The following is a 17,721-nucleotide window of genomic DNA, read 5'->3' on the forward strand; positions in this document are numbered from 1 at the left end:
TTGCACGAAGGACTGTTCGCCGTTCAAGTCGGAGACACTATAAAAATCTCCAAATGCAGCATCAAATAAGGGTTCCAGAGTCATGGGATCGTATTTAACCGGACACTAGTGGGAGACACTCATAAGTTATGGCCAAACCAAGCAAAGAAGCCTACGAACTTTCCGACGCCGAGAAGCGCGACCTGACCCAGCTCATCCAGCAGGGCAAACCGCTGCCGGAGAAATACCGCTTCATCCTGTTCGAGGACAAGCGCGAGGTGGAGCTGGTGTGGAACGGCAAGAGCCGCGACGTGTGCACCACCGTGTTGCCGTTCCAGTCGCTGGAGCATGTGGACGAACCGCGCAAGGCCGCGCCGGAAATCCAGGGCAGCCTGTTCGACACGCGCGGACGCCAGCTCAAGGGCTGGACCAACAAGCTGATCTGGGGCGACAACAAGCTGATTCTGTCCTCGCTCAAGAGCGGCGCGCTGCGCCGCCAGATCGAGGACGCGGGCGGCTTGAAGCTTATCTACATCGACCCGCCGTTCGACGTCGGTGCCGACTTTTCCATGGACATCGAGATCGGCGGCGAGACCTTCCACAAGGAACCCAACCTGCTGGAGCAGATCGCCTACCGCGACACCTGGGGACGCGGGGCGGATTCGTTCATTTCGATGATTTACGAGCGGCTGATCTTGATGCGGGATTTGATGCACGAGGAGGGAAGCATCTACGTGCATTGCGATTGGCGGGTAACGCCACACATTCGTTGTTGTTTGGATGAAGTGTTCGGTCCGTCAGCTTTTGGAAATGAAATTATCTGGAAGCGAACAACGGGACATTCCGACGCAAAATCTTACGGCTCGGTGCATGACACGATTTGGTATTACACGAACGCAGAGGCAAAACGAAACAACGTCTTGCAAGCCTACGACGAGGATTACATCGAATCGTATTACCGATACACCGATACCAACGGACGAAAGTTCATGTCAGGCGATTTGTCTGGCGCAGGCGGGGGGCCACCGCGCCATTTTGGCGAACGTGGCGAGATTGCCCCACCGCCCAGTCGCCACTGGATGTATGACCAAACGGGTATTGACAAGGCTCTCCGAGAAAATCGAATTTTCTGGACACGCAATGGCGTTCCTCGATTGAAGCGATTTTTGGATGACGCGGCAGGAATGCCGGCTTCAGACCTTTGGGACGATGTTCAGCCAGTGCGTTCTTGGCATCGTGAGGAAGCCACTGGCTACAACACCCAAAAACCCGAAGCCCTGCTCGAACGCATTATCAAAGCCAGTAGCAACGAAGGCGATCTCGTCGCCGATTTCTTCTGCGGCTCCGGCACCACGGCGGCGGTCGCGGAGAAGCTGGGGCGCACGTGGATCTGCACCGACCTCGGCAAGTTCGGCATCCACACCACGCGCAAGAGCTTGATCGGCGTGCAGCGCGAGTTGAAGGAGTCCGGCAAACCGTTCCGCGCCTTCGAGGTGCTGAACCTTGGTCGCTACGAACGTCAGGCTTACCTCAACGTCGGCGGCCGCCTGACCGGCGCGCAGAAGGAACAGGCGCTGGCGCAGAAGGAACGCGAGTTCCGCGACCTGATCCTGCGCGCGTATCGTGCCGAGCCGCTGGAGGGCGAGCCTTTTTTTCACGGCAAGAACGCGGGTCGGCTGGTAGTGATCGGCCCGATCAACTTGCCCGTGGGGCGGCTGTTCGTGGAGGAAGTCATCACCGAATGCCGCAAGCGCGGCGCTTCGCGCGTGGACATGCTCGCTTTCGAGTTCGAAATGGGTTTGTTCCCCGCCGTGCTGGAAGAGGCGAAGCAAAAGGGCATCGACCTCACGCCGAAGCAGATTCCGCCCGAAGTGTTCGACAAGCGCGCGGTTGAAAAAGGCCAAGTGGTGTTTTTCGACATCAGCTTCATCGAGGCCACGCCGCGTTACCACAAAAAAGACAAGTTCACGTTGCAGATCGAACTGACCGACTTCTCCGTCTACTACACCCAGGGCGCGGCGGAAGCCGCCGCCGCGAGCATGAAGGACGGCAAAAGCCAGGTCGTGTGCGAACAAGGCCAGCTCATCAAGGTGAGCAAAAACAAGGAAGGCGTTGTCACCCGCGAGACGCTCACCAAACGCTGGGCCGACTGGGTGGACTACTGGGCGGTGGACTTCGATTACATGAGCCGCAAGGAAATCATCAAGGTGGCGGTGGGCAGTGGCGTGGACGGCTCACAGCCCTCACCCCCAGCCCCTCTCCCGGAGGGAGAGGGGAGCAATAATCTTCCCTCTCCCTCCGGGAGAGGGATTGAGGGTGAGGGAGAATTCGAGGAGCGCTGGACCGGCAGCTACATCTTCGAGAACGAATGGCAAAGCTTCCGCACCCGCAAAAACCGCGACCTGGAATTCCTCTCTGCACCGCACACTTACACCCAAGCGGGTCGCTATACTGTGGCGGTGAAAGTCATCGACATCTTCGGCAACGACACGATGGTGCTGGTGCCGGTGAACGCAGGATAAGAACTTATGAAAATCGCCATCGCCCAATTCAACTGTCTGCTGGGTGACCTCGCGGGCAACGCCGCGAAGATTGCCGACTATGCGCAGCGCGCCCGGGAGCAGGGGGCGGCCATCCTGCTCACGCCGGAGATGAGTCTGTGCGGTTATCCGCCGGAAGACCTGCTACTGCGCGACGGGTTTTATCGGGCGTGCGCCGCCGCACTGCACGAATTGGCACAGCAGGCACGTGACATCATCCTGATCGTCGGCCACCCGCACCAGGTGGGCAAGGATCATTTCAACGCCGCCTCCATTCTGCGCGACGGCAGGATCGCCGCCACCTACCTCAAGCACGAACTGCCTAACCACAGCGTGTTCGATGAAGTGCGCTACTTCAAGAAGGGCAACAAACCCTGCCTGTTCGAGCTGGAGGGGGTGCAATTCGGCATCAACATCTGTGCCGACATCTGGGAAGAACAGGCCGCGCAGAAAGCGCGCGAGGCGGGCGCGCAGGTGCTGCTGGTGCTGAACGCCTCGCCCTATCATTTGGACAAGCAGGCGACCCGCTACGAAACCATCCGCGACCGTATCGGCGAAACCGGCCTCGCGGTGATCTACGCCAACCTGGTGGGCGGGCAGGACGAGCTGGTGTTCGATGGCGCATCCTTTGCCATGGATAGCGCAGGCGCCTTGACGCACCAGTTTCCCGCCTTCGACGAATGCCTCGGCCTGGTCGAATTGCAGGAGGGGAAGCTGGTTGCCGGAACATGCGAAGCGGTGGCGCAGGATGAGGCCAGCATCTACCGCGCGCTGTGTCTCGGCGTGCGCGACTACATCGGCAAGAACCGTTTCCCCGGGGTGCTGCTGGGGCTGTCCGGCGGCATCGATTCCGCGCTGACGCTGGCCGTGGCGGTGGATGCGCTGGGCGCGGACAAGGTGCGCGCGGTGATGATGCCGTCGCCCTACACGGCGCAGATCAGCATAGCCGACTCGCGCGAGATGGTGAAATTGCTCGGCGTGAAATATGAAGAACTGGACATCCTGCCCACCTTCACCGCGTTGCAGGGCACGCTGTCGCCAGTGTTCAAAGGATTGCCAACCGATACTACCGAAGAGAATCTGCAGGCGCGCATCCGCGGTACGTTGCTCATGGCGCTGTCCAACAAGACCGGCGCGCTGGTGCTGACCACCGGCAACAAGTCCGAGATGACCGTGGGCTATGCCACGCTGTACGGTGACATGGCGGGCGGTTTCGCGGTGCTCAAGGATGTGAGCAAGACCTGGGTGTATCGGCTGGCTAACTGGCGCAACACGCAGGGACGGGTGATTCCAGAACGCATCATCACGCGCCCGCCCAGCGCCGAACTGAAGCCGGACCAGACCGACCAGGACAGCCTGCCGCCGTACGATGTGCTGGATGCGATCATGGCCTGCTATGTCGAGAAGAACATGAGCATCGGCCAGATTGTGGCGATAGGCTATGCAGAGCAGGATGTGCGGCGGGTGGTGAAGCTCATCCGCATTGCCGAATACAAGCGGCGCCAATCACCGGTGGGCATCCGCATCACCGATCGCGGCTTCGGCAAGGATTGGCGCTATCCGATCACGGTGCGCTATCAGGACGAGTATTGAGCCAGCCCGGTATTTGCCCACCTCACAACTTCCGCTCAAGCTGGGTAGGAAGCGTCACAGCAATTCTTTCGGTTGATGCGGGCGGTTGTTGCAGCAGGGTTTCGAATTGATCCAGCGGCAGGGGCAAGCTGAACAATTAGCCTTGTAGTCTTGCCTGATTCTGAATCAATCGCATACCCGATATTCCTGATTCGCGTGGCCGGTGCAAAGAGTTTATGCTGATCCTGGCCGGAATTGTTTGTCGCATAATGTATATTATGTAAAATATAAGAGAGGAACGGATAGCAGAACTCAAGTTTTTATTATTCCAGCCGTTATCATCAGTGAGGTTTAATTATGTATGCGGCTTTATCGCACCTAACTACGGAAATTAAATTGACCCACCTATCGCAACCTGCACGCCGTGTCGTGCTGGTGTTCTGCGGGATCGCTGCGCTCGTGCAGCCATTAACATCAGCGTATCCCGCCGAACCGGCTGCGAGTCGGCAAACCCTGCGTGTGGCGCTGGATGACAATTACCCCCCTTACATCATGCGCGAAGCGGACGGTTCCCCGGAAGGTTATCTGGTGGATGCCTGGCAACTTTGGGAAAAAAAGACGGGAGTGCATGTCGAGCTCATCGTCAGCGACTGGGAAACGGCACAAAAAAACATGGCAGAGGGTCGTGCGGACGTCATCGATACCATTTTCCGAACGCCACAACGTGAACAGACACTCGATTTCGGACCGGCCTATGCCTCACTCCCCGTAGCCATTTTTACGCATGCCAATCTCACCGGCATTGAGGATATCGATGGGGCACGCGATTTTCTGGTGGGCGTCAAAGCCGGCGATGCCTGTGTGGATCGACTCCGAGCCGAGAAGATTCTCCATCTGCAAACCTTTCCAAGCTACGAGACGATTATTCGGGCAGCGATTGCGCGGCAGATCAATCTGTTCTGCATGGATGAGCCGCCCGCCAATTACCTGATCATGCGCGAGCGCATGGATGACAAATTTCGCAAGGCATTCACGCTTTACACCGGCGAGTTCCATCGTGCCGTGCACAAGGGAGATGTCGCAACACAAGATCTGGTCGAGCGCGGCTTTACCCAGTTCACCGGGACTGAACGGCAGGCATTGGAAAATAAGTGGATGGGACAAAGCCTGAACAATCCACTGCATCGCAATCTGCTGTATGGCCTGACTATCGCCGCCATCGCCATCTTTTTTTTGCTGGGGATCACGCTATTGATGCGCCAACTGGTCCGGCAACGCACCGCTGCGCTAAAGGCGACACGCGACCAGTTGCAAGTCACGCTGGACGCCCTGCCCGACCTGTTTTTCGAGATGGATTTGTACGGCCGATTCCTGGCTTACCATTCGCCGCGCACGGATTTATTGGCAACGCCGGCCAGCGTGTTTCTGGGCAAAAGACTGGCCGAAGTCATGCCGCCGGACGTTGCCGAAACCGGTATGTCCGCCCTGCACGAAGCCAATGACGCCGGTTATTCCCACGGCAGGCAATACGCGCTGGAGCTGGCCGACAGCAAACACTGGTTCGAACTTTCCGTCTCGCGCAAACCCTTTCAGGCGGGAGAAGTCCCGCGCTTCATCGTCCTGTCGCACGACATCACGGCCCGCAAGCTGGCCGAACTGAACGTGCAAAAGCTGTCCAAACTGTATGCCGCCTTGAGCCAGTGCAACCAGGCCATCGTGCGCTGCGCGGATGAGAAAGAACTGTTCCCGGTCATCTGCCGCGATGCCGTCAATTTTGGCGGGATGACGATGGCATGGATCGGCCTGCTGGACCCGGTCAGCAAAAAAGTGCAGCCGGTCGCCGCCTTCGGCGCCGGGATCGAATATCTGGAAGGCATCGAGCTTTCGAGCGACGACAGCGTACCCGGCGGGCGCGGCCCCACCGGCACGTCCCTGCGCGAGGATCGCCCGTTCTGGTGCCAGGACTTCCAGCACGACCCCGTCACCGCGGCGTGGCACGAGCGCGGCGCCCGTTACGGCTGGGCCGCATCCGCCTCGCTCCCCTTGCATCGCAAAGGGGAAGTTGCCGGCGCGCTGACGCTGTATGCGGATCAGTGCAATGCGTTCGACGAAGCCGCGCGCAACCTGCTGCTCGAAATGGCGATGGACATCAGTTATGCGCTGGACCGTTTTGCGGATGAGGCGGAACGAGCACAGATCAAGCGCGACCTGGCCGAAAGCGAGGAGCGCTACCGTGCCGCTTTTGACCAGGCTGCGGTGGGCATTGCGCGCGTGGCGCCGGACGGGAAATGGCTGGAGGTGAATCAAAAGATCGCCGACATCGTCGGCTATAGCCGGGAAGAATTGCTGCAACAGACTTTTCAGGACATCACCCACCCGGACGACCTGGACCTCGATCTGGCTTACGTGCGGCAGATGCTGGCCGGCAGCCTCCAAAACTACAGCATGGAAAAACGTTACCTGCGCAAATCGGGCGAGGTGGTCTGGGTCAACCTGACCGTGTCGCTGGTGCGCGACAGCGATGGGACGCCCAAATATTTCGTTTCGGTGGTCGAGGATATTTCGGCCAAAAAACAAACGGAAACCTTGCTGCGCAAACTCTCGCTAGCGGTGGAGCAAAGCCCGAACACCATCGTCATCACCGACCTTGAGGCCAACATCGAATACGTGAACCGGATGTTCACCGAAGTGACCGGCTATGCGCCGGAAGAAGTCATCGGCCAGAATCCGCGCGTCCTGCATTCCGGGAAAACGCCGCAAGCGACCTACGACGACATGTGGGCACACCTGACGGCAGGCCGGGCATGGCGCGGCGAACTGATCAACAAGCGCAAGGACGGCACCGAGTACATCGAAGCGGCCATGATCGCGCCGGTGCACCAGGCCGACGGCAAGGTCCTCAACTATCTGGCGATCAAGGAAAACATCACCGAGAAGAAAGCGGCCGAAGCCCGCATTCAGCAACTGGCGCACTTCGACCAGTTGACCGGCCTGCCCAACCGCGGCCAGTTGAACGAGCGCTTCAGCTATGCGCTCAGCCTGGCGCAGCGCAGCGGCGAATCGATGGCCGTCATGTTCCTCGATCTCGACCATTTCAAGAACATCAACGATACGCTGGGGCACAGCATCGGCGACCTGTTCCTGGTGGAAATTGCAAAACGCCTCAAATCCTGCGTGCGCGAGGAAGACACCGTATCGCGCCTGGGCGGGGACGAATTCATCCTGGTTTTCCCGGGCACGGATGCGGACGGCGCGGCCATCGTGGCCAACAAACTGATCGAGGCCATCTCCCAACCCTGCGTGATCGACAATCACGAACTGAACGGCACTCCATCGATCGGCATTGCGCTCTACCCCAGCGATGGCGAATCGTTCGAGGAATTGCTGAAGAAGGCGGACACCGCGATGTACCGGGTCAAGCACGGCAGCCGCAACGATTTTTGTTTCTTCACCACCGAGATGCAGGCCCATTCGGAGCGCAACCTGCAACTGGTGAGCGCCTTGCACCACGCGCTGGCGCGCAACGAATTGCAGGTGTACTACCAACCCCAGGTGGCGATGAGCGACGGCCATATCCTCGGGGCGGAGGCCTTGCTGCGCTGGCAACATCCCGAGCTGGGCCAGATCTCGCCCGCCGAATTCATTCCCATCGCCGAAGACAGCGGGCAGATCATCGCCATCGGCGAATGGGTGTTGCGCACCGCGGTGCAGCAGGCAAAGACCTGGCAGGAGCGCGGTCTGCCGCCGCTGGTGATCGCGGTGAACCTGTCCGCCATCCAGTTCCGCCAGCCCGAGCTGCCGGACCGCATCACCGCGATTCTGGACGAGGCCGGACTGCCGCACGAATATCTGGAACTGGAACTGACCGAAGCGGTGGCCATGGATGACCCGCAGGGCGCGGTCGAAATGATGGACCAACTGTATGCACGCGACATCCGCATGTCGATCGACGATTTCGGCACCGGCTATTCCTCGTTGAGCTACCTCAAGCGGTTCAAGGTGTACAAGCTGAAGATCGACCAGTCCTTCGTGCGCGACATCACCTCGGACACGGACGACAAGGCCATTGTGACCGCCATCATCAATCTGGGCAGCAGCCTCGGCATGCAGACCATCGCGGAAGGCGTGGAAAGCTCAGGCCAACTGGCGTTCCTGCGCTTGCAGGGATGCGACGAAGTGCAGGGGTATTATTTCAGCAAGCCGCTGCCGGCCGGGCCGTTCGAGGATTTTGTGCGCAAGCAGTCATAGATTCGGAGACCGTCATGTATATCCACTGGGAAAAAGAACTGGAACTCGGCAACGATCTGATCGACACCCAGCACCGCATCCTGGTGCTGTTGTGCCGCAAGCTGGACATCGCCATCAAGACCCGGGCCACGGAACAGACCCTGCGCTTCGTGATGCTGGAATTGCGGAAATTCACCGAGTTCCACTTCGTCAGCGAAGAGAACCTGATGCACGAGATCGGTTACCCCGGGGTGGACGAACACTCGCTGATCCACAGCGACCTGCTGGCGCAACTGGACATGGCGATCGCCAAAATCGCGCACCACAAAGAATTCCCGGAGGACCTGCTGTTCTTCCTGAACAAATGGCTGGTCGGCCATGTCGTGCACGAAGACCTGAAGATCGCGGAGTACGACCGCAACAGCGACCAGCGCCCGATCGGCGAGAACCTGTATGCGGAGTATCTGCTGTCGGGAAAGTCTGCATAGCATCGGAAAAATCATGGGCAAACATCGCACCGCATTCTTTGTTTCCGACCGCACCGGCATCACTGTGGAAAAGCTGGGGCGCAGCATGCTGAGCCAGTTCGACGGGGTCGAGTTCAACCAGATCACCCTGCCCTTCGTGGATTCGATCGACAAGGCGCACGCGGCGGTCAAGCGCATCAACGAGGCGGCGATGCAGGACGGGCAGCGCCCGATTGTGTTCAGCACGCTGATCGTGGCGGAGATCCATGCCATCCTGGAGAAATCCAACGCCCTGATTCTCGACTTGTTCGAGCGCTTCATCGTGCCCATCGAGAACGAGCTGGGCATGCAATCCTCGCATGCGGTGGGCCGCCCGCACGAGACCGGGATGCATTACAACGAGCGCATGGACGCGGTGAACTACGCGCTCAACCACGACGACGGCGGCATCTCGCGCGACCTGGAACGGGCACAGATCATCCTGGTCGGCGTGTCGCGCTCCGGCAAATCGCCGACCTCGCTTTACCTGGCGCTGCAATTCGGCATCTTTGCCGCCAACTATCCGCTGGTGCCGGAAGATTTCGAGAAGCATTCGTTGCCGACCGCACTCAAACCGCTGCTCGCCAAGGTGCGCGGACTGACCATTCGCCCGGAACGCCTGGCGCAAATCCGCGCCGAACGCATGCCGAACAGCCGCTATGCCGCGCTGGAGAATTGCCGCAAGGAGATACAACAGGCCGAAGCATTGATGCGCAGCGCAAACATTCCGATGCTGGATGTCACCACCATATCGGTGGAGGAGATCGCCACCACCCTGCTCCACCAGACCGGACTGAAACGCTAAACGGCATCGGACTGAAGTCCGACCCACAAACCCCCGCTGTTCCCCCACAAACCGCCGCAGTTTCCTGTGGGTCGGGTTTCAACCCGACATGGGGTTCGAATTCATCCTGCCTTGTCGGACTGAAGTCCGACCCACAAACCCCCGCTGCCCCCCGTGGGTCGGGTTTCAACCCGACAAGGGGTTGAATTCATTCTCCGGAAAATCCGGAGGTCGATGAATTCTGCGCTACCTCCGCTGACGCAGTGTCTCGAACAGGCACACCGCCGTGGCGGCGGCTGCATTCAGCGATTCGACCCGGCCCGGCATGGGAATGATGAAGCTTTCCTGCACGGCTTGCTGCAACGCCGGCGACAACCCGGCCCCTTCGTTGCCGATCGCGAAGCCGATTTTTCCGCGCAAGTTGCAGGTGTAGAGCGAGTGATCCGCCTGCAACGAGGCTGCGAGCAGCTTGCCGGTGAATGTGCGGGAGATTTGAAGAAGGTCAGCATGCTCGTGAATGTTCAGGCAAACATGCCCGCCCATGCCGGCGCGCAATACTTTGGGCGACCACGCATCGGCACAGCCCGGCGACAAAAACACGGCATCGCACCCCGCCGCCGCCGCACTGCGCAATATGGAGCCGAGATTGCCAGGGTCCTGGAGGTCTTCCAGCAGCAAAACGAACTGGCTGTGGGCCGCCGCAAGGGCGGGTTGCGGGATGGCGACAAGGGCAAGCAATCCGTTCGGGGTCTTGAGTTCGGAAAGCTGGACGAAGAGCGCATCGTCAAACACGGTGTGCGGAATGTCGGCACAGCGCGGCAGCAGTCCGGCGATTTCCGCATCCTGCAGCGCGCGGTCGTTCAGCAGCAGATGCTTCGGGCGTTGTCCGGCATCCAGCCAGGCGCGCAGCAGATGGGGGCCGTCGAGCAGCGTCTGTCCCGCTTCGCGCCGGGCGCGCGATGACTCGGCCAGTTTGCGCAGTGACTTGAAGAAGGGATTATCGCGCGAGGTGAGGCGCTTGCCGGCGGACATCAGTCGCGGTCTTGCCCGCTCTGGTCAATCAGGCTGCCCATTTCTTCCAGCGCGGGCAATTCGTTCAGCGAACGCAGGTTGAGGTCGTCCAGCAGTTGCTGGGTGGTGGCGAACAACTCCGGCTTGCCCGGCGTGTCGCGGGTGCCGATCACTTCGATCCAGGCGCGTCCTTCCAGTGTCTTGAGAATCTGCGAAGACACCGCGACCCCGCGGATCTCTTCGATGTCGCCGCGCGTGACCGGCTGGCGGTAGGCGATGATGGCGAGCGTTTCCATCACGGCGCGCGAGTAGCGCGGCGGCTTCTGCGGGTTGAGGCGGTCAAGATAGCCTTGCAACTCGGGGCGCGCGCGGAAGCGCCAGCCGCTGGCCACCCGGGTCAGTTCCACCCCGCTGTCGGCATAGCTTTCGGCGATCTGTTGCAGGCATTCCTCGATCTGCCGGTTCTCCAGCGGCACCTCGCTCAACCGTTTCAGTTCGGCCAGCGCGAGCGGCTCCTCTGCGGTGAGCAAGGCGGCCTCGATGACGCGCCGGAGCAACGCCAGATCGATGTCCGGCTCGGCCACGGCCAGAGCGTGTGCGGTTTCATTCGGCAGTGAGGGCTCGACTGGTTCTGACATAGATGTTCCCCAACGATTCGGTTTGTGTGATCTCGATCAGCGACTCTTTCGCCAACTCCAGAATGGCGATGAAGGTGACGACCAGCAGCGGGATGCCGGCATCCGCAGCGAACAACTGTTCGAACGGAACAAAGTCGCAATGGCGCAACTGACGCAGCACCTTGGTCATCTGTTCGCGCACGGTGAGTTCTTCGCGGCGCACGGTATGGCTCGCGTTCACCTTGGCGCGGGTGAGCAGCGCGAGCCAGGCATTTTGCAAATCTTCGATGCTGACGCTGGGCAGGCGTTCAACCACCGTGCGCTCGATCAGCACCTGCACCAGTTCGAAGTCGCGCCCGGCCTGCGGCAGCTCGTTCAGCTTGTGCGCGGCCAGTTTCATCTGTTCGTATTCGAGCAGGCGCCGCATCAGTTCGACGCGCGGGTCCTCCTCGCTCTCTTCGCCATTTTCCTTGGGCGGACGCGGCAACAACATGCGCGACTTGATCTCGATCAGCACCGCCGCCATCAGCAGATATTCGGCCGCCAGTTCCATGCGATTCTGCCGCATCGCTTCGATATAGCCGATGTATTGCAACGTCAACTGCGCCATCGGGATGTCGAGCGGGTCCAGGTTGTGGCGGCGGATCAGGTAGAGCAGGAGATCGAGCGGGCCCTGGAACGATTCCAGCGCCACTTCCAGCGCATCCGGCGGGATGTACAGATCCTGCGGCATCTCCGCCAGCGGCTGGCCGTGGATGTAGGCCACCGGCGGCGTGATGGGCAGATCGCCCTGGCGCAACAGATCGCTCACTTGTACTCCAGCCCCATCACTTCGCGCACATCGCGCATGGTGTCCTGCGCCAGCTTGCGCGCTTTCTCGCAACCGTCGGCGATGATGTTGCGTACCAGACCGGGGTCGTCCAGATAGAGCTGGGCGCGTTCGCGCATCGGGCGTTGCTCCGCCAGCACCCCATCGATCACCGGCTGCTTGCATTCGATGCAACCGATGCCCGCACTGCGGCAACCCTGCTGCACCCATTGCTTGGTCGCATCATTCGAATACACATGATGCAATTGCCACACCGGGCATTTGTCCGGCTCACCGGCGTCGGTGCGGCGGATGCGGGCCGGATCGGTCGGCATGGTCCTGATCTTCTTCGCCACTTCCGCCTCGTCTTCGCGCAGGCTGATCGTGTTGTTGTAGGATTTGGACATCTTCTGCCCGTCCAGCCCCGGCATCTTCGAAGCTGCGGTCAGCATCGCCTGCGGCTCGGACAGGATCATCTTGCCGCCGCCTTCGAGGTAACCGAACAGACGCTCGCGGTCGCCGTGGCTCAGGCTTTGCTGCTCGTCCAGCAGCGCCTTGGCTGACTCCAGCGCCTCGTCGTCGCCCTGCTCCTGGAAGCGGGTGCGCAGCTCGGCATACAGGCGGCCTTTTTTGCCGCCGAGTTTTTTCACGGCGGCCTGCGCTTTTTCCTCGAAACCCGGTTCGCGGCCATAGATGTGGTTGAAGCGGCGCGCGATTTCGCGCGTGAATTCGATGTGCGGCACCTGGTCTTCCCCCACCGGCACCTGGGTGGCGCGGTAGATGAGGATGTCGGCACTCTGCAACAGCGGATAGCCGAGGAAGCCGTAGGTGGCCAGGTCCTTCTCGGTCAGTTTTTCCTGCTGGTCCTTGTAGGTCGGCACGCGCTCCAGCCAGCCCAGCGGGGTGATCATCGACAGCAGCAGATGCAGCTCGGCGTGTTCCGGCACGCGCGACTGGATGAACAGCGTGGCGTGCGCCGGATCGACGCCCGCCGCCAGCCAGTCGATCACCATGTCCCACACGCTTTGCTCGATGATCTGCGGCGTGTCGTAGTGGGTGGTCAGCGCGTGCCAGTCGGCGACGAAGAAAAGGCATTCGTACTCGTGCTGCATGCGCACCCAGTTTTTCAGCACGCCGTGGTAATGCCCCAGATGCAGACTGCCGGTGGGACGCATCCCGGATAACACGCGATCAGCAAACATGGTTCGACTTCACCTTCACAAGATTAGGTTAATGAAATTCATAACCGCGCCAAACAGCGGCGTGATGATCCAGCCCAGCAGCGGCGTGAGCGCCAGCCCGATCAGGATGAACAGGCCGTAGGGCTCGATGCGCGATAACTGGTACGCCTGGCGATGCGGCAGCAGGCTGACCGCGACGCGTCCGCCGTCCAGCGGCGGCAAGGGGAGCAGGTTGAGCACCATCAGGATCACATTGATCTTGATGCCGATCTGCGCCATCTCCAGCAGCGGTTCGGAAAAATAACTCCCCGGAAACAGCCACACCAGTTTGATCATCAGCGCCCACAACAGGGCCATCAGCAGGTTCGAGCCCGGCCCCGCGAGCGCGACCCACAGCATGTCCTGCTTGGGCTGGCGCAAGGCGGAAAAATTGACCGGCACCGGCTTGGCCCAGCCGAACAGGATGCCCCCCAGCGCCAGCGTCAGCAGCGGCAACAGAATGGTGCCGACCGGGTCGATGTGACGCAGCGGATTGAGCGAGATGCGCCCCGCCTGATACGCCGTCATGTCGCCGAAATGGCGCGCCACATAGCCGTGCGCCGCTTCGTGCAGGGTGATGGCGAACAGGATGGGGATCGCCGCGACCGCGATCAACTGGATCAGATGGTCCATCTAGCTCTCAATTCCAAACGGGGTCACGTCACCGCGACCGGCACGCAGCAACTGCGGCGAGGCTCCGGTCAGGTCGATCACGGTGGTCGGTTCGATACCGACCACGCCGCCCTCGATGACGAGATCGACTTTTTGTTCGAGCGCGGCGCGAATCTCGTCCACATCGGCCAGCGGAAAATCGGCCCCGGGCAGGATCAGGGTGGAACTCAACAGCGGTTCGCCCAATTCCTGCAGCAGCGCCAGCGCCACCGGATGATCCGGAATGCGCACCCCGATCGTGCTGCGTTTCGGGTGTTGCAGGCGGCGCGGCACTTCCTTGGTGGCCGCCAAGATGAAGGTGTAGGCACCGGGCGTGTTGTTCTTGAGCAGGCGGAACTGCACATTGTCCACCCGCGCATAGTTGGCCAGTTCCGACAGGTCGCGGCAGACCAGGGTGAGATGGTGCTGCTCGTCCAGGGCGCGAATCTGGCGGATGCGCGTGACCGCGTCCTTGTCCTCCAGATGGCAGCCCAGCGCGTAGCCGGAATCGGTGGGATAGACAATCACCGCGCCCTCGCGCAACAGCGTCGCCGCCTGGCGGACCAGGCGCGCGTTGGGATTGTCGGGATGAATCTGGAAAAACTGTGCCATTAGAAAATAATTCGCGTAGCGAGGGCGAACCGTACCCCTCTCCTTTCGGGGGAGGGGGAACGGGGGTGGGGGAATGGATATATCAAAAGATCCATCAAGTCATCAGTCATATCCATCAGGCCGCCTTCAGCACAGAGGATGTTTCCCAGTCCGCCCAGACCGGGCGGCAGCCCAGCGGCAGATCCGGCAAACGACCCATATCGCGGTAGCTTTCTTTCGGCCCGTGAAAATCCGAACCGCAAGAACAGCTCAAGCCGAATTCCTGTGCGTAGCGCGCGAACTCGGCGTACTGCTCGGGCGTGTGGCTGCCGGTGACCACTTCCAGTGCACCGCCGCCCAATTCGACGAATTCGGCCAGCAACTCGCGCATGGTCTTGCTGCCCATGCTTTGCCGACCGACCATGTAGCGCCCTGGATGCGCCAGCACGGCGATGCCACCACTCCCTTTTATCCAACCAATCGCGTCCGGCAAGGCGGCCCACTGATGCGGCACATAGCCCGGTTTCCCCTGCGCCAGATAACGGTTAAACACGCTCTTCACATCCTTGCACTGGCCGGACTCGACCAGATGGCGCGCGAAATGGGTGCGCCCGATCATGTTGGGATTGGTGGTAAAACGATAGGCGCCTTCCAGCACCCCGCGAATGCCGACCTTGGCCAGTTCGTCCGCCATCTTCTGCGCGCGTGCGCCGCGTCCGCTGCGCACCTGTTGCAGCCCCGCCACCAGGGGCGGATAGGTCGGATCGATCTTCAGGCCGACGATGTGCAGGGTGTGTTTGCGCCAGGACACCGAAATCTCGACGCCATCGATGAACGTCATGCCGTGCAACTCGGCCGCATGGCGCGCCTCGGCCAAACCATCGAGTTCATCATGGTCGGTCAGCGCCCAAGTCTTGACCCCGCGTTCTGACGCGCGTGCGGCCAGTTCGGCCGGGGTCAGCGCGCCATCGGAATAGGTGGAATGGCAATGCAGGTCGATGTTCAGCATGGTTGATACCTGTGAGAAGCGTGACGAGCAAGCCGGAGTGCAAGGAGCCGCGGAGTGAGCGACGAGGCATACCGTGCAAGGTAGACGTACCCGCAAGGGGTAGGCCGTGCGGTGCCCGCAGCTGAAGCTGCGACCGCTACGCTCAGAAGCGAGCGAGCACGCGACGCCGCAATCCGGCTGCGCAGTAGCTTGGCACAGGTATCAAGCATCGCCGCCGCCCTTCTTCATAACCTTGCCCTCTTCGGCACGCTTGCGCCGCACTTCCTTCGGGTCGGCAATCAGCGGGCGGTAGATCTCGATCCTGTCCAGTTCGCGCAGTTCGGCATCGGGCTTGGTCAGTTTGCCGAAGATCCCCAGCTTGCTTTTGCCCGGATCGATCTCCGGATATTTCTTCAGGATGCCGGACAGTTGCACCGCTTCGGCGACCCGCGTGCCCGCCGGCACCTCGAACTTGAGCAGGGTCTGTTCGTGCGGCAAGGCATAGACCAGTTCGACTTTGATCTTTTCAGCGTTCATTTTGCGGCATAGACCTTTTCGGCACGGTGGATGAAAGCATCCACAAAACTGTTGGCAATGTAACTGAATACTGGCCCCACCACCTTTTCCAGCAGCTTGCTGGAAAATTCGTAATGCAACCGGAACTGTATTTTACAGGCTTCGTCGCCCAAAGGGATGAATCGCCAGCTCCCGTCCAGTTGGCGGAACGGCCCGTCGCGCAGGGTCATGTCGATCTCGTGCGGCGGCAGGCGCCGGTTCTCCGTGGAGAAATGCTGTTTGATGTGGTGATAATTGATGTGCAGCGTGGCGTGCATGGTCGTTCCCTGCATGTCGTCCACCGACGCCCCGCCGCACCAGGGCATGAACTGCGGATACGCTTCGACCTGGTCCACCAGGTCGAACATCTGTTGCGCGCTGTGCGCCACCAGTACCGTTTTCTCCACCAAAGCCATCGCTTGCCCAAGCCCGCCAATCAAAGGCTGGTAGAATATCGCAACCGACCGCAAAACTCACCCTTCCATGAGCATCATTCAGAATAAAAAAGCCTTTCACGAGTACTTCATCGAAGAAAAACACGAGGCCGGCCTCATGCTCGAAGGCTGGGAGGTTAAAGCCATCCGCGCCGGGCGCGTGCAACTGAAGGAAGCCTACGTCACAGTCAAGGACGGCGCGCTGTATCTGTTCGGCTCGCACATCAGCCCCCTGCTGAACGCCTCCACCCACATCCATCCCGACCCGGTGCGCACGCGCAAGTTGCTGCTGCACCAGCACGAGATCGACAAACTCATCGGCAAGGTGCAGCGCGCGGGCTATACCATCATGCCGCTGAACATGCACTTCAAGGGCAGCCGCATCAAGCTGGAGATCGGCCTGGCGAAGGGCAAGAAGGAACACGACAAGCGCGCCACCGAGAAAGAGCGCGAATCAAAACGCGAGGCGGCGCAGGCAATCAAGAAGGAACGGCGCTAGTGTAGTGTCGCACGCTATCTGGAACTTATGCCAAGGTGCGGGAAGCCCTTTTGGGTCGGGTTTTAACCCGACATGTCGGACTGAAGTCCGACCCACAAAGGTTCGCAATAAGTATCGTTAAGAGTGCGGCACTACACTAGCGTGGTGCTGCATTCTTGATTGCGCTTATTGCGGACGCTGGTGAGTCGGGTGCCCCTGTCGGACTGAAGTCCGACCCACAAGCGAAAGGAGTTGATATGTCCACCCACACGCAAACGGCCTATCTTGCCGGCGGCTGCTTTTGGGGCATGGAAGAACTGGTACGCCAGATACCGGGCGCGCTGGAAACCGAAGTGGGCTATAGCGGCGGCGATGTGCCGAATGCAACTTATGAGCATCACAATGGCCACGCGGAAGCACTGAAGGTGGTGTTTGACCCCAATCAACTGATCTACCGCCACCTGCTGTTCGAGTTCTTCCGCCTGCACAACCCGACCACCCCCGACCGGCAGGGGAATGATATCGGCAGCTCATACCGTTCCGCCATCTTCTATCTGGACGAGGAACAGAAACGCACTGCAGAGGAAGTCATTCATACCGTTGATGCATCGGGCGAATGGCAAGCCCCGGTCGTGACCGAGGTTGTCCCGTTCAAGGCGTTCTGGCGCGCGGAGGAAGAACATCAGGATTACCTGCAACGCTACCCGCACGGCTATACCTGCCATTACCGGCGCCGGATGAACCTCGGCGAGTGAATCGA

Annotated in this window: 16 protein-coding genes; 7 read left to right on the forward strand and 9 right to left on the reverse strand. The window is 60.4% G+C overall.

Annotated features, from left to right (window positions below):
• Positions 1 to 128: 128 nt before the first annotated feature.
• The 5 genes from ACKTSJ_RS06310 to ACKTSJ_RS06330 all read left to right on the forward strand — a co-directional run bounded on the left by ACKTSJ_RS06310 (position 129) and on the right by ACKTSJ_RS06330 (position 9,629).
• Positions 129 to 2,501: a DNA methyltransferase gene (locus tag ACKTSJ_RS06310; protein ID WP_407898481.1), complete on the forward strand. Its 2,373-nt coding sequence runs from the start codon at positions 129 to 131 to the stop codon at positions 2,499 to 2,501.
• A 6-nt stretch (positions 2,502 to 2,507) separates the two neighbouring features.
• Positions 2,508 to 4,112 (forward strand): NAD+ synthase, encoded by a 1,605-nt coding sequence (locus ACKTSJ_RS06315; protein ID WP_407898483.1) that lies wholly within the window; start codon positions 2,508 to 2,510, stop codon positions 4,110 to 4,112.
• 375 nt (positions 4,113 to 4,487) lie between these two features.
• The gene (locus ACKTSJ_RS06320; RefSeq protein ID WP_407898485.1) at positions 4,488 to 8,339 is read left to right on the forward strand and encodes an EAL domain-containing protein; all 3,852 of its coding nucleotides are present in this window, start codon (positions 4,488 to 4,490) and stop codon (positions 8,337 to 8,339) included.
• A gap of 14 nt (positions 8,340 to 8,353) precedes the next feature.
• Positions 8,354 to 8,806 (forward strand): bacteriohemerythrin, encoded by a 453-nt coding sequence (locus ACKTSJ_RS06325; protein WP_407898487.1) that lies wholly within the window; start codon positions 8,354 to 8,356, stop codon positions 8,804 to 8,806.
• Between the two features lie 13 nt (positions 8,807 to 8,819).
• On the forward strand, positions 8,820 to 9,629 hold the full coding sequence (locus ACKTSJ_RS06330; RefSeq protein ID WP_407898489.1) for a pyruvate, water dikinase regulatory protein: 810 nt from the start codon (positions 8,820 to 8,822) through the stop codon (positions 9,627 to 9,629).
• A gap of 225 nt (positions 9,630 to 9,854) precedes the next feature.
• Here the strand turns inward: ACKTSJ_RS06330 and ACKTSJ_RS06335 are convergent, their stop codons facing one another.
• The 9 genes from ACKTSJ_RS06335 to ACKTSJ_RS06375 form a co-directional block, all read right to left on the reverse strand.
• Positions 9,855 to 10,640, reverse strand: coding sequence for a TrmH family RNA methyltransferase (locus tag ACKTSJ_RS06335; protein WP_407898491.1), 786 nt, complete (start codon positions 10,638 to 10,640; stop codon positions 9,855 to 9,857).
• Complete coding sequence (scpB, locus tag ACKTSJ_RS06340; protein WP_407898493.1) at positions 10,640 to 11,257, reverse strand: SMC-Scp complex subunit ScpB; 618 nt, start codon at positions 11,255 to 11,257, stop codon at positions 10,640 to 10,642. Before scpB ends, ACKTSJ_RS06335 begins: the two co-directional genes overlap by 1 nt.
• Positions 11,223 to 11,969 (reverse strand): segregation and condensation protein A, encoded by a 747-nt coding sequence (locus tag ACKTSJ_RS06345; protein WP_407898602.1) that lies wholly within the window; start codon positions 11,967 to 11,969, stop codon positions 11,223 to 11,225. The genes scpB and ACKTSJ_RS06345 overlap by 35 nt, the downstream gene beginning before the upstream one ends.
• 74 nt (positions 11,970 to 12,043) lie before the next feature.
• Complete coding sequence (locus tag ACKTSJ_RS06350; protein WP_407898495.1) at positions 12,044 to 13,246, reverse strand: tryptophan--tRNA ligase; 1,203 nt, start codon at positions 13,244 to 13,246, stop codon at positions 12,044 to 12,046.
• 15 nt (positions 13,247 to 13,261) lie between these two features.
• Positions 13,262 to 13,897 carry a site-2 protease family protein gene (locus tag ACKTSJ_RS06355; RefSeq protein ID WP_407898497.1) on the reverse strand — a complete coding sequence of 212 codons (636 nt, stop codon included), beginning with the start codon at positions 13,895 to 13,897 and terminating at the stop codon, positions 13,262 to 13,264.
• Complete coding sequence (locus ACKTSJ_RS06360; protein WP_407898499.1) at positions 13,898 to 14,527, reverse strand: L-threonylcarbamoyladenylate synthase; 630 nt, start codon at positions 14,525 to 14,527, stop codon at positions 13,898 to 13,900. It lies immediately after the preceding gene.
• Positions 14,528 to 14,642: 115 nt separating this feature from the next.
• A complete protein-coding gene (locus ACKTSJ_RS06365) occupies positions 14,643 to 15,515 on the reverse strand; it encodes a 3',5'-nucleoside bisphosphate phosphatase (protein ID WP_407898501.1) in 873 nt (290 codons plus the stop codon).
• 201 nt (positions 15,516 to 15,716) lie between these two features.
• Positions 15,717 to 16,031, reverse strand: coding sequence for an RnfH family protein (locus ACKTSJ_RS06370; protein ID WP_407898502.1), 315 nt, complete (start codon positions 16,029 to 16,031; stop codon positions 15,717 to 15,719).
• Positions 16,028 to 16,465: a type II toxin-antitoxin system RatA family toxin gene (locus ACKTSJ_RS06375; RefSeq protein ID WP_407898504.1), complete on the reverse strand. Its 438-nt coding sequence runs from the start codon at positions 16,463 to 16,465 to the stop codon at positions 16,028 to 16,030. The genes ACKTSJ_RS06370 and ACKTSJ_RS06375 overlap by 4 nt, the downstream gene beginning before the upstream one ends.
• A gap of 37 nt (positions 16,466 to 16,502) precedes the next feature.
• Here ACKTSJ_RS06375 and smpB point away from each other — a divergent pair, with 37 nt between their 5' ends.
• Complete coding sequence (gene smpB / locus ACKTSJ_RS06380; RefSeq protein ID WP_407898604.1) at positions 16,503 to 16,982, forward strand: SsrA-binding protein SmpB; 480 nt, start codon at positions 16,503 to 16,505, stop codon at positions 16,980 to 16,982.
• A gap of 236 nt (positions 16,983 to 17,218) precedes the next feature.
• Entirely contained in the window at positions 17,219 to 17,716 is a 498-nt protein-coding gene (gene msrA / locus ACKTSJ_RS06385) for a peptide-methionine (S)-S-oxide reductase MsrA (RefSeq protein ID WP_407898506.1), read from the forward strand.
• Positions 17,717 to 17,721 lie beyond the last annotated feature (5 nt).

This window comes from Ferrigenium sp. UT5 (assembly GCF_045866295.1).
GTDB lineage: Bacteria > Pseudomonadota > Gammaproteobacteria > Burkholderiales > Gallionellaceae > Sideroxyarcus.